The organism is candidate division WOR-3 bacterium, from assembly GCA_016867815.1.
GTDB lineage: Bacteria > Hydrothermota > Tepidihabitantia > Tepidihabitantales > Tepidihabitantaceae > UBA2258.
The window spans coordinates 60121-74096 of sequence record VGIR01000003.1 but is presented as its reverse complement, the minus strand read 5'-3'; the positions used below and the strand labels follow the sequence as shown (position 1 = coordinate 74096).

The window sequence follows — 13976 nt, the reverse complement described above, 5'->3', positions numbered from 1 at the left end:
GCAGGGACCTGACCCGATGTGCCCGGCCCGTAGTCGCAGAGCATCGAGGCCAAAGTGGAGTCCCCATGCTGCCATGTGACCACCAGCGTATCAGACTGATAGACTGACACACAAGGCAGGCTATCGCCGAGGTTGGCTACGCTCTCTATCGTATCAAGCACGACCCCGCCGGTGTCGACGCGAGCATACATGATCTTCGAAGCAGCGCCAGACGTGTCGTAGACCGGGAACACCACGCTACCGACGTACACGCCGTTGGCCTGGTTCGGGTAGCAGACGATCGACGGCTGCCCCGGTGTGGCTGAACTGGACCCGCAGAAGACTGCCTTGTAGCATCCGCTCCCGGTCCTAACCCAAACGGTATCCGCGTGGGTGTACGATACCCATCGGTTGCCAGCAGCGTCCAGCGCCAGAGCGGGCCGGTTGCCCGGTGCGACCAGGATAGGGATGAGATCGGGCTCGACAGGACCCGACACAACGTGCGGCCGCACCGTCGCAGCGTGCTGTACGGCCCCATCGGTATGCCTGGCAATCAGCCGACCGGTCCCGACAACCGCCCAGTCTCGCCGATAGGAACCATTGTCGTCAAATGCGTTGCCCCGCCGAAGGTGGAATCCACGCTTGTGGTTGCCAATTGGCGTGTTGTAGACGAGACGTCCGTAGGAACCCGCGGTCGCCAAGGACGGACGCAGATTGTCTTCCGTGCCCGTACCGGGCATGGCCGCGCTTGCCTGCCAGGCAATGCGGGGTGGTTGGCCTCTCACAAGGATGCCATACCGATAAAACACAAATCGGGTGTCGTCCTTGGACCACTGGCTCGCCAGCAGTATCGCCGTGTCCGAGGTCCCAAAGGTGACCAACGAAACGCTCGTGTGAGAGCAGCCGTTGCCGAGCCTTGATACCGTGTCCGGACCTGTCCAATTGGCACCACCGTCCCTGGAGAACTTGTAGGCGATCTTGCCCGAGCTGTGCCAGATCACGAATACGAACTGCCCTGCCGCTGCAACGCACGGACGCTCGCCAGTCCCCAGGGTCGCGGGAGGATCCGTGTAGTCCCATCTTCCTCCATAGTTCGTGGATTTCTCGAAGAGGATGTTACCGGTGGATGTGGCTGCGTTGCGATAGGCAACATACACGCTGCAGCCGGCGCTTACACCCAGCGACGGTTCCATCCGACGCCCCGCCGCAATTGGTATCGTTCCATTCGGCCCTCCCCAATCGTCATCTCCGGCGTCGCTCGTTACTCTGGAAGCAAGCCACCAGTCGGTTCCGTCGTATGCATCGTAGGCTGCGACCATCCGGCTGCCTGTCGGAAAGCACAGAGCTGCCAGCGTATGTTCCTTGTTCTGGTAGTCCTGCTTGGTGAAGTTGATCTCGTCGTAGTTCGCGACGTTCATGTCGTCGATGGCACCAGTCTTCCCCAAGCATGCGTACTTATAGGTCCCCGTGCCTTCGCCGTCCGAACACATGAAGAACTTCCAGGCCTCGTTCGCCGCAACGCAGGGGAAGCCAGGCAGGGGAAACTGGACGTCCGACGCCCAGATGTTGTTCGGAAACGGGCTTTGTCGCTGGGCGACCGACCACTCGTATGCGTTGACATAGTCTGGGGAGTTGTCGTCTTCACCGTAGAAGCCGGTGACGATTGTCCGGTTGCCAACCAGTGCCACTGCGCGTGAGCCGTTGTTCTTAGTAAGCCACAGAGGATAGGTCTTTGTCGGGTCATACACTGAGTCAGCGTCGTTCTCCTTGTCCCACTTCCACGTGTAGTATCCAAAGGCAGATGTGCATAGCACGACCAATGCACAAATCGCGCCAACTGCTATTCGTTTCATGTCATTCACTCCTTTACTTCGGTCCTTTGTTCATTAACCTCTATTCCGACGGGCAGCAACAGGACGCAAGTCCTGAACCTGAATGTCTTGGCGGACTCCAGGGCTGCCCTCTTCAATTCCCTACATGCCGTTCTGCCCCGTTGTCCGCGGGACGCCTCCTTTCTTTGGAGTCCGCTTCACCCTCATCGCGCTATGATGATCTTGCGAGTCAGTCCCCGTTCTCCGGCGTGCATGAAGTAGATGCCTGGTGGCAGCGCACGTACGTCGTTCGCGCCAGCCCGGAGTTCCTTGACTCTTCGGCCGGAGACATCCATCAGCTCGCCGGTCGCTCTCTGTGGACAGCCAGACGGCGGACCGAACAGCAGCACGTCGAGAACTACACTCGCTCCGGCATTCATCGGTTCCAGCTCATCGTTCGTCGCCTCCTCGACTCCGGGCGGTATGTCCGGGTAGGCCAAAATGAAGTCATCGAAACCCACGTAGATGCAGTGCTGTTCCGGGGCCGGTGTGATGGAACGTGGGTATTGCGGGTGCGGATACGTGCCGATCAGGCTGTCCGACTGCGTATCGTAAACTCTCAAGAGTGAGCTATAGAAGCCTGCACAGAACATATACCTGCCGGTGTGGTCAAGGCATGCTGTCTTGTATGACACGCTCGTCGCCATCCGCGCCGTGACCGTGTCGCCGCGCGTGTCGACCGCCAGCACGCTGTCTCCGAAATCCGAGAACCAGTAGAGCTTGCGGGTCGTGTCGGAGCACACTAGGAACCCACCACCACCAATGTGCCCAGCGTATGGCCAGTGAAGCGTCGTAAGCAAGGACAGCGTACTCGAACTCCGCACCTCTAGTCTACCATTGAGGGCGATGTAGACCTTGTTGCCCTTTCCCGTGTGCGCAATCGCGCGATACTCGCTTGGCTCTACCGCCGAATCGACCAGCACCGTATCCGCCCGCGAGTCTATCAGGGTTAGATGCTTCCATTGTCTACAGAGAATGCGCCCGTCACCCAGGTACTCGAAACTCTCGAAGCGGTCGTAGATGTCGATCTCTCGCACAACGGAGTCGGTGCTGCAGTCGACCGCGGTGACGTACCAGCGAGTGCCTCCAGCATAGCAGTAGACTTTGTCTTCATCCACGCACCAGGTGGGACTGCGGCCCCAGACCATCCCGATAACTCTGATGATGCTGTCTCTCGCCACATCCATCACACCAAGGCCTCCCTGCGGGACCTGGAGATAGAGCTTGTTGCTGGTTCGGCTGTACGCATGTTCACTCAAGCTCGCACGAGACAGAAACACCTGGGCGACCAACCGGTTGGTCTGTTCGTCTATCACACCTACTCCGCCCACACCCAAGCCCCACCAGTAGTACAGCTTGCCGGCCGCGGAGTTGTGGCACATGACTTGCGTCCAACCGGAGAGCGGGACGCCCCCCCGTGCGTAGAAGCTGTCACTCTTGTAGTCAAACACGGTCAACGCCCGATCATAGGCATAGTACCCACGCCCGCCCGCACACATCAGTCTGTATCGGGCCGGGTCGGCCTGAAGGATGGCAGGATAGAGCCCGACGTAGGTCCAGGACATTAGATCGAGTGTCACGCAATCCAACTCGTAGAGATAGCCCCTGTCGTCACGCTCCCACAGGTAGTACAGGCGGTTGCGCACGCTGTCGCAGAATAGACCCGCCGGGTCGGCGAGAGGACTCACGGGCACATACCGTATCAGAGCGTCCCCGACGCAGTCGAACTCCAGCATGCCGCCAGCGTCATTCACGTTGTATAGCCGATCCGTGACCTCATTGCATGCCAGCACAGGCATAAGGTAACCATCACCCGACATCCGGGCAGCCACGGAGTCCGTGGGGGTACTGATAGCATACAATGCTCCGTCAGCGTGGGGAGGGACGACGTAGAGCTTTTGTCGTCGCTTGTTGACGCAGAGAGCGCTTGCCGCCTTGACTGCCGAAATGGCGGAGACGATGGAGTCCGCAGAACATGATATCGCGAGCACTGCTTCCCGCGTCGCCGCGTACATCTTGGCGGTAGTCGGGTCGTAGGCCATTGCGGTGAGCCCTCTCCCAACCGGGATGACCTTCAGCAGCCCGTTGGTGGCGCAGTCGATCACCGAGACGGTCTTGTCGATGGTGTCGCCGCAATACAGCTTGTCACTGCCACTACTGTAGCAGAGCAGCTTCGGTCGCGTCCCGACGAGAATCGAACCGACTATCTCGTTGGTCGAGCAGTCGATGACGCCGATGCGGCCCTGCGACGGATGCGAAACGTACAGCCGGTTGTGCTTGCTGACGAGCAGGGCTCCGCCGACGCCTGCATTGGTGTAGATGCGCTTGATACGCTGGAAGGTACCCCATTGGTTCCCGTCCACCACCATGACGTCCGAAGACTCACTCGCGACGTAGATGTTGTCGGTCGAACTCCCGAATGCCAGATGGTAGCCCGGCCGCAGCGGCCCCAGCGAATCCGGCAGCAGGATTGTATCAGGAACCGACGGAGTCCAACCGAAACACAAGCTGAATCCCAACAGCACGACGCACGCAAGCAATGGCTTGCCTGCCAGATTCTGAAGGGAGTCTAGACGACCACTAAGCCAACCACGGCCCCTGACACAGCGCCTCATGCGTGCCTCCTAGCACAACCATGATCTTGACGGCCTCTAAGCGCCTGTATGGGTTTGGCGGTCTGCGCCGCCACCTTACCGGCGCTGATGCACCATTATAGTCGCGTCCCTGAACCGGTCAATCGCAATTCTGGCACGCGTCTTCCGGGCGCGCAGTGGTATGCAAGCCATTGAAAGACGGCAGGTTATCTCGCCCCCCCCCCATGATGCCCAAGGGCATATTGACACTACCCCGCCTGTTAGAGGGTCTCCGAAAACCCCTCCCCGCCGCGACCGGTTGTCGGCATGAGTAATCCGCGCGCCAAACCGGGGAATGAGAAGCCGCTCGCCATGAAGCATACCGGCGACGCGCGTGCCGCTCGTTTAGCCGTGCATGATAGACAAGGGGCGGGCACGAGCCCGCCCCTCGCAGAGTCTGGGTACAGGCACTGTTTTCCCCGGCGGAAAGCAGTGCCAGTCCCTACGGCTACCTGGCGACGATGAGCTTCTGCTGCCGGGTTCCGGCAGGAGTCGCCAGCTTGCAGAAGTAGACGCCCTCAGGGACCAGCTTGCCGTCAGCGGCACGGCCGTCCCAGGTGGCAGAGTAGCGGCCCGCAGCCATGCTCCCGCCAGCAAGATCACGGACTACCCTGCCGGCAGCGTCATACACCGAGATGCCGACTCGCCCGGCAACCGGTACCGCATAAGCGATTGCTGCCCGGTTGCGGAGCGGGTTGGGCCGAACGTCCAGCGCCAGCTTCAGCGCCGCCCCGATCGGACGGCCCGCATCCTTCACGCCGGCCAGAAGAGGCGGATCGGTCGTGTAGAGGATGGCCCTTCCCGGCCCGACCGGCGCGCAGGCCCGGTGGTATTCGCCGTTGTAGAAAGCCTGGACAGCGATGATCTCGCCGGGGTCCTCGATTCCCAGTGTCGAGCCCGCGATGCCGGAGGCGGTCTTGTACTGAACCAGTATGGCGTTGTCGCCCGAGTAGGTGGCAACCGTGGTGTCGTAGATTACTACCTGGAACTTGTCACGCCTGCCATCCCAGTAGTACCGGACGCTGTCGTACTCGACGATGAACCGGTGGTTGGCTGCGTCGTGGTAGGTGTAGATTCGCCCGGCGCCGCTGTCGCCGACGAGCGGGTAGAGATCAACCCAGTTCGCGCAGACCATGCCCGGCGGGTTGTCGGCATCGGGGAGCGTGGTGTTGTCCGCGTTCGCGGTCTTGCGGTTCCCGGGGCAGACCCAGCCGTCCGCCGAGATCGAGAGCTGCGTGGACCGCTGGCCGTAGAACTTCAGAGGCCCAAAGGCAGGCGGCAGCGTCTCCAGCACGACTCCGTTGTGGTGCACGAATGTCAGCGCCTTCCCTACGCTGTTCACCTCGACCCAGTTGTAGGTGGGGTGCGCCTGGTAGAGAGTATCGGTGTCGTCGTAGGCGTAGTAGGCCGAAGGAGTCCGGGGGCCGTCCGGAATCGGATCGCCCGCACGCAGCTGGCCGACTACGAGAATGAACGCCTCAGACTTGACGTACCCGCCGTCAGCGTAGAGGTCCAGCGTGCAGGACATCGGCGTCTCCGGGAAGACGGTAATGTCGGCATGGACGGTGAACCGGTCGGCAGTGTTGTTGGCACTGTCACCCGCGCGGATGAAACCGTAGGCCGCGGTCGAATCGGTAACCGTGAGCCGCGCGTCGCCGCACCTGAGCACGGCGCGGCAGTTGTACCCGTGCCCCGTACCGGTGTTCCGGACTCTGACCATCAGGTCGGCGGTCTCGCCCGGGTCAATCACACTGTTGTTGTTGCCGCCACCGGCTGTGTCAACCACGGCCACCGCCCGCCGCGCCAGCACCGGCGCGGCAACGATGAGCGCCGTCGAGGAAACCCAGGTTGAATCGAGCGCATCCGTACAGTAGAGCGAGCAGATAGCCGTGTAACCGTCGGCCAGACCGGAACTGACAACCAGACCGAAACCGTTCGACCCGGTGTAGGCAGAGTCACCGGCATTGATGTTGCCGAATGTCTTGACCGAATCGGTGACCTGGATACTCGAGCTGAAAGCCCTGAGCTTGGCGGAAACCGAGTCGGCCCGCTGCAGCCCCCAGTTCTTGACCCACATCGGGAGTTTCAGCGTCTCGCCCGGATTGAGCGTCGAGTCCCCGTTGCCGCCCGGCCCCGGGTCGAGAACGTTCGAGCGCAGGTAGCAGACGTAGCGCTGCGGCACGATCACCTGCACCGTATCCTGGTAGACGTGGTGGTTGTGCGCGCTGACGGCCATGAACATCTGGCCGGGCGTCTGCGGCGATACGTAGAGCGTCACCTGTCCGCTCGAATTGGTCCATCCCTTGACATCAACCTCCGTACCCTTCTTCAGGCAGACCAGCGCCGACTCAACCGGAGCGTCATAGGCGGCGGAGACCGTTACCGGGTAGGGAATACCGATACCGGTGTTCACGATCCCCGCGTGCGCTACGCTGAGACCGGTCGGCTCCTCGGTCCAGACGGGCAACTCCGGGTCACCGTGGTAATTGAGTTCGTATATGCAGTACCGCATCATGCCCTGGCCGGCGTACGGCGCCCAATACGCGCGTGAGAAGGCCAGCGCCTGGCCGGCGCGGTACTCGGAGTGGTTCAGGATCCGGGACATGAAGACGGTGTCCAGCAGCTCTGAAGGACCCGGATTGGGCGGTGACCCGAATCCGTAGCGCGAGTTCATCGCGATACCGACAGCACCGCCGCCGACCCGGTTCATCAGGCGCTCCGAGAAGCAGTCTCCGCCCGGGACCTCGTCCCAGGCGCCGGTGAAGCAGGCGATCGAGCTGTGGATACCCAGCTTGTTGCCGTTGGTCAGCCCGTCGGCGTCGCTGGAGTTGAGGTAGGCACCCCCACCCATGTAGATGCCGTTCTCGTCACCGTGGCCGACCCAGTTGCCCAGGCCGTAGCCCGAGTTCATGGAGTCACGCATCCGCTGCCTTGAAAGAGTGCTCGTCCGCTCATAGAGCTTCGCGTCAGTCCAACCGCTCGGGGTCATCCGGGCAATCGAATCCTGCATCGGCCGCTCATTGTAGCTATCCCACAGGATCGCGGCCGGCACAAGCATCTTGGTCACGTACCCGCTGGGCGGGTTCTGCTCGTAGACCAGGGTCTTGTTCACGAAGTTCTGGGCCTTGGCCACGTTGTACACCGGCGCCCGGCCGACGAACACCTCGCTCAGCATATCGGCCTGGTCTCCCGTCTCGCCATAGACGTGGTCGTTGTCCGCATCCCACGTGCCGTCGAGCCCACCGTAGTAGAGATCGCAGGGAATCGTATCCTCGTCATTGTAGTACCCGATGCCCAGGGTCGTGTACCAGCAGTCGCGCGTCGGAATGATGTTCTGCCCGCTGGTCTTGTGGTCGGCAGAGCCACCCAGCAGCACGTAGCGGGTGCCCCAGGTCTGGTACGCGTCCTTAATGAAGTTGCGGATCTTCTCCTGCGTATCGTAGCCGGAGTAGTTCGCAGTGATGTAGGAAAGCAGAACGGTCGTGGCCGGCACACCCTTCAGGGTCTTCCAGGCGGTCAGTCTGGCGAAGCACGTGTCCAGCGGTGGTGCGCTGATGACTACGTACACGTAGTTACCGGACGGTAGTGAGAGCGTGGCCGAACGGCGGACCGAGGGCGCGAAGCGGTTGACATCGTTGTCATTGACGACCATCTCCCGCACCATAGCGGAGTAGTAGTCGCGCTGCTCCTGCGACGGCACGAAAGCATCGCTGTTGCCGGCATCGTAACTGATCCGGTACTCGATGCGCGTCGCGAGTTGCAGCTCGCCCGAAACCGGGTTCACCCGTACCGGCCGCAATTCCACCGACGCCATCCGGTACCCGGCCAGCGTCGCTGGCTCCCCCAGCCGCAGGCAACTGGATGGATAGAAGGTGTTGGCCGAGTAGATCGCCTGGTCCTGTGCCTGCTCGGGCAGGTCGAAGACCTTGCCCGGCATCGCCAGCGGCACGTCCGGCTGGGCCGGCGCCAGGTTGTAGCGTCCGGGAATCGTGGTCCAGTCTGCGGACACGAGTTCGACCCCTGTCGGAACGGCGCCGGCCGGGACCAGCACGCGCTGGACGGCCAGCGGAACGCGCGGCGCTCCGACCTGGAGCAGCCCGGTCCCGCCGCGCAGCTCGACATTGTCGAACCCGCCATACGTGGAGAAGATCAGATCATCACTGTCGAAGCTTGCCGTTCGGGTAACCGTACCGGCCAGCAGCGGAACCGATATCAGAACCAGCAATACGAGCCACTTTCTCACTTATACTCCTTTTGCATGTGGTAACAGACCAACAATGATAACTTCGCGAGCCCGTGGGTCAATGGTGGACGGCCCGGACCTGCCGCGAAGGGCCGCAGACCACGCGCTGGTTCGGGTGCTCCGCGAGCGACGCATCGAACCAGAGAACCCCGGGCCGGACGAAAAGAAAAGGGGCGGGCCAGAGCCCGCCCCACGGTTCATGTCTCGCGCCTAGCGCCGGGCGACTACCAGCTTCTGTTGACGCGCCCCGATCGGTGAAACGAGCTTGCAGAAGTACACGCCATTGGCAATCCTCCTGCCATCGGCAGAACTGCCGTCCCAGGTAGCCGAGTACCGGCCCGCGGCGATCTCCTCGTTGACGAGGTCGCGGACGACTCTGCCGGCAGCGTCATACACCTTGATGCTCACGCGCCCAGCAACCGGCACCGCGTAGGAGAGCGAGACGCGGGTGCGCAAGGGGTTGGGACGGACGCTCAAAGCCAGCTTCGTCGGCACGCTGGCCGGTTTGTGCTCTTCCGCCACAGCGACTGTCGGCGGATCGGTCGTGTACAGGATCGCCCGTCCCGGAGCAATCGGTTCGCAGGCCTTGTGGTAGCTGCCGTTGAACAGACACTGGATGCCGATTACCTTGGTCTGGTCCTGGATGCCGAGCGTGGCACCGGTGTACATGTTGGCGGTCTTGTACTGAACCAGGAAAGCATTGTCACCCGTGTAGGTCGTGACGGTAGTATCGTAGATAATGACCTGGAACTTATCCGCGCCTGAGGTGTTCCAGTACTCCACCGAGTCGTACTCGACTATGAAACGGTGGTTGGCGGTGTCATGGTAGTAGTAGAGGTAGCCTGAGCCGTCGGTGGCAGGCGCCAGGTCGTCCCAGTTGAGGAACATGGCCGCCCGTGGCGCCGCTGTGCTGGGCAGCTGCGTATTGGTGTAGTTGCCCGTCGTGTAGTTCCCGCCGGCAATCCAGCCGTCGGCAGAGATCGAGATCTGCGTGTAGCGCTGGCCATAGAACTTGAACGGTCCGAACGCTGCCGGCAAACTAATCATCGTCACATCGTCGTTCTGCGAGAAGCTCAGCTGCGTGCCGACGCCGTTGATCTCAACCCATTCATAGGCCGGGTGCTTGGTGTAGAGCGAATCGCCATCGTCGTAGGCGTAGTAGACTACCGGCGTGCGCGGGCCGTCCGGAACGGGGTCGCTCGACCGCAGCTCGCCCACGACTATCGTGAGCTGCTCGGTCTTCGTGTACCCGCCGTCGGCATAGTAGCGGAGCGTGCAGGAGACCGGCGTCTCCGGGGGAATCGAGCCGGCATGGACGGTGAAGAGATCCGACGCGTTGCTGGCGCTGTCACCCTTCCGAATCAGCCCGTAGCTCGCGGTCGAATCGCTTACAGTGAACCGGGCATCACCGGACTTGAGCACGGCGCGGCTGTTGTACCCATGGCCGAGACCGGTGTTGCCGATACGGATCATCAGGTCCACGGTTTCGTTCGGGTCGATGCGGCCGTTGTTGTTGCCGCCATGGGCCGAGTCAACCACGGTCACGGCCCGCTTGGCCAGCACCGGTGCGCCGACCAAGTAGGTTACGACCGAAACCCAGGTTGAGTCGAGCACATCCCGGCAGTAGAGCGAGCAGGTGACCGGATAACCGTTGTTCAGGCCCGAGTTCACTCGCAGGCCGAACCCGTTCGAGCCGGTGTAGGCGGAATCCCCGGCGTTGATGTTGCCGAACGTCCTGGCCGAGTCGGTCACCTGGGCATTCGGGTCAAAGGTCCTCAGCTTGGCGGTAACCGAGTTGGCGGTCAGTTGACCCCAGTTCTTGACCCACATCGGTACCTTGACCGTCTCGCCCGGGTTGAGTATCGAGTCGTTGTTGCCGCCCGGCCCCGGATCGGAGATGGCCGAACGCAGGTGCGATACGTAGCGCGAACTGGAGATGACCGTTACCGTATCCTGGAAGATGTAGTGGTTCCGGGAGTTCACCGCCATGAACATCTGCCCGGGCGTCTGGGCTGACACGTAGAGCGTCAATTGCCCGCTGGAATTGGTCCATCCCTTCACGTCCACTTCGCTGCCTTTCTTGAGGCAGACCATCGCCGACTCCACCGGCGCGTCCATCGCCGCCGTCACCGTGACTGAATACGGGATGTTGTTGCCGATGTTCACCACCCCGGCGTGGGAGACGCTGAGGGCCGTCGGGTCGGCGGTCCAGAGCGGTGTCTCCGGGTCGCCGATCAGGTTCAGGTCGTAGATGCAGTACCGCTGCATGTCATATTGGTAGAGCGAATCCGCATAGGGCGCCCAGCAGGCTTTGGAGCGTGCCAGCGCCTGGCCGGTATGCGGCGCCCCGTAGTAGAACACCCCGGCAAAGAAGGTGGTGTCCAGCCGCTCGGACGGACCGGGCACGTACTGGCCTTGCTGGTTCAGCGCACCGTAGCCATAGCGGGTGTTCATGATCGTGGCGACGCAGCCGCCGCCGACCCGGTTGACCATGTGCTCGGCCAGGCAGTCGCCGTTCGGCACCCAGTCCCACGCCGCGCAGTCGCAGGCAATGGAAACCACGATGCCGGTCTTGTCGCCGTTAGTGAGCGCGTCGGCATCGCTCGAATTGAAGAACGGGTTGGAGCCCATGTAAATGCCGCTCTGGTTGCCGTGGCCGTTCCAGTGGCCCATGCCGACACCGCCTTTCATCGAGTCGTTGACCGCCTGACGGGAGAGCGTGCTTGTCCGTTCATAGAGCTTCTGGTCGGACCAGCCGGACGGCGTCATGCGGGCCAGCGACTCCTGCAACGGCCGCTCCTCGTAGCTCGACCAGAGAATCGCGGTGTACAACCCCATCTTCTTGATGAAGCCGGTGGGCGGGTCCTGCTCGTACTTCAGGACCTTGTTCACGAAGTTCCGGGCCATGGCAACGTTGTAGACGGGAGCCCGGCCCACGAAAACATCCGAGTACATGTCGGCCGAGTCGGCGAGTTGACCGTAGGTGTGGTTGTTGTTGAAGTCCCAGGTGCCGTCGAGCCCGGCATAGTAGAGGTCGCAGGGCTCGTCCTCGCCGTAGTTCGCCATCCGCGTCGGGATGATGTTCTGGCCATTCGAGACATAGTCGCCCTGGCCGCCGAGCAGCACGTAGATCGTGCCCCAGGTAGTGCGGGCGTCTTTGATGAAGTTGCGGATCTTCTCCTGGTTGTCGTATCCGGAGTAGTTGGCGTAGATGTAGCTCGTCCGCACGACCGTGCCGGGAACACCCTTGGCAGTTTTCCAGTCCGCCAGCCGCTGGAACACCGTGTCCATCACCGAGTCGGTGATGACCACGTACTCATAGTGGCCGGACGGGAGTGACAGCGACGTCGCGCGACGTACCTGAGGTGCATGCTTGTTGACGTCCCTGGCGTTCTTGACGAAAGACCGCACCATGTCGCCGAACAGCGTCTGCTGGTGCGGCGTCGCCACGGCAGCGGGCAGGCCGCCGGCGTGCTCCAGCCGGTAGCTCAGCTTCGTCGCTACCTGCAGCTCACCGGTGGTCGGGATGTAGCGCACCGGGTGCAGCTCAACGTGAGCGATGCGATACCCGCCCATCGTCCCGTAGCCGGTCAGTACCGCAACCGTGGCGGGGTAAGGCTGGCTCGACCCGTAGATGGCCTCGTCCTGCTTGTAGAGCGTGGGCGTGAACGACTTGCCGGGCTGCGGCAGGGGCACGTCCGGCTGGGCCGGCCCTATCTTGTAGGTCCCGGGCAGCGTCGTCCACTCCACTTCCGTGACCTGCACGCCCGTCGGCACGGCCCCGGAAGGAATCGCCAGCGCCTCGACCACGCGCGGCACGCGCGGCGCGCCCGGCTGGATCAGTCCGACTCCGCCCGGCAGCTCGATGTTGTCGAAGCCGTCCTGGGAGGAGATGACCAGATCGCTCTGAGCGAACTTCGCGGTCCTCGTCATCGTTGCCGCCGAGAGCGGAACGGAAACCAGAACCAGCAATACAAGCAGCTGTCTCATCGCTTTGCTCCTTTGGTACTCTTCCAGAGAGTAATATGATAGCCCCCTCTCCTTGCCGGTCAACCATTCCGGCAGGACTCGCGGCTCGCTTTTCGCAGTGCCGGATGTGGACGCGTGCCCGGGAGCGCGGTAAGCTCAGGACTACTCAGATCAATGCGTGGGCACGAACTCCCGGACCGCCCCTTGAAAGCGCGCGAACGGCATCAACTGAGAAAGCACTCGTTCGATGCCGGCGCCCGGCTGTACGACAGGTTCCGGCCCGGCTACCCCGAACCGCTATTCAACGACCTGGTACGGATGTCGGGTATCCCGGTAGCCGGCCGCATCCTGGAAATCGGCCCCGGCACCGGGCAAGCAACTCTACCCCTCGCCCGCCGCGGCTTCTCGATCACGGGCATCGAACTGGGCGCGAGCATGGCCCGCCTCTGCCGCGAGAACCTGGCAGCTTTCCCCAACGTCGAGATACTCAACACAGCTTTCGAAGATTGGCAGCCCGTGGGACATGACCGAAATCGTCCTGCGATTTCGGATCGTGTCCCGAGGGCAGATTGCCCCGAGCCCTTTGACCTTGCCCTGTCTGCCACCGCCTTCCACTGGATTCCTGCCAAGCTTGCCTTCACGCGCTGCGCCAAGGTACTGAGACCATCCGGCTCGCTGGCCCTGCTTTGGAACTTCGTGGATGTCCCCGACAACAGGTTCTACAACGACCTGCGTGCACTCTACCGTCGCATCGCTCCGCAGGTGCATCTCTCCAAACCGCCGGAAGAGCGCATCTTACGGCAGAGCAGGAAGATCACGAGCTCGGGCCTGTTCGGCCCGGTCACCATTCTCCGCTACCCGTGGCAGAAGGAGTACACGGCTGACAGCTACATCGGACTGCTGAAGACCATGTCCGACCACGCCATCCTCGCACCCAAGGTCAGGAACGAAGTCTTCCGTGCCATTCGCAAGCTCATCGATGCCCACGGCGGCTCATTTGTCCGCCCGGTCATTGCAGTCCTCTTCCTCGCCCCCAGACGAAGCAGCGCAGGGACATGACCCAAACGTCCGACGTTTGGGATCGTGTCCCCAGTCTTGCAGGCGGATGCGGGAGCTGTCCCGCCCGAATGGGGACTGTCCCGCGCTGAGTCCGACGCAAGCGCTCTGTGGGACTGTCCCCATTTGGGATCCGCCCGTGGCTGTCCGCGCTTTCGTCCGCAGTCGTGTCCCGGCTCTCGCCCGGACCGCATCAAGAGGCTCCCCACTTCCTTCGGAAGCAGG

Annotated in this window: 5 protein-coding genes; 1 reads left to right on the top strand and 4 read right to left on the bottom strand. The window is 62.3% G+C overall.

Translation table 11 applies throughout. From position 1 onward, the window contains the following. The 4 genes from FJY68_01235 to FJY68_01220 form a co-directional block, all read right to left on the bottom strand. A partial coding sequence (locus FJY68_01235) for a hypothetical protein (protein ID MBM3330456.1) occupies window positions 1-1832 on the bottom strand: 1832 nt, incomplete at its 3' end. A 182-nt stretch (window positions 1833-2014) separates the two neighbouring features. Continuing rightward, window positions 2015-4465 (bottom strand): hypothetical protein, encoded by a 2451-nt coding sequence (locus tag FJY68_01230; protein MBM3330455.1) that lies wholly within the window; start codon window positions 4463-4465, stop codon window positions 2015-2017. Between the two features lie 466 nt (window positions 4466-4931). Beyond that, window positions 4932-8726 (bottom strand): T9SS type A sorting domain-containing protein, encoded by a 3795-nt coding sequence (locus tag FJY68_01225; protein MBM3330454.1) that lies wholly within the window; start codon window positions 8724-8726, stop codon window positions 4932-4934. 210 nt (window positions 8727-8936) lie between these two features. Further along, window positions 8937-12716: a T9SS type A sorting domain-containing protein gene (locus tag FJY68_01220; protein MBM3330453.1), complete on the bottom strand. Its 3780-nt coding sequence runs from the start codon at window positions 12714-12716 to the stop codon at window positions 8937-8939. A 153-nt stretch (window positions 12717-12869) separates the two neighbouring features. Between FJY68_01220 and FJY68_01215 the strand changes: the two genes are divergently transcribed. After that, window positions 12870-13754 (top strand): methyltransferase domain-containing protein, encoded by an 885-nt coding sequence (locus FJY68_01215; GenBank protein MBM3330452.1) that lies wholly within the window; start codon window positions 12870-12872, stop codon window positions 13752-13754. Window positions 13755-13976 lie beyond the last annotated feature (222 nt).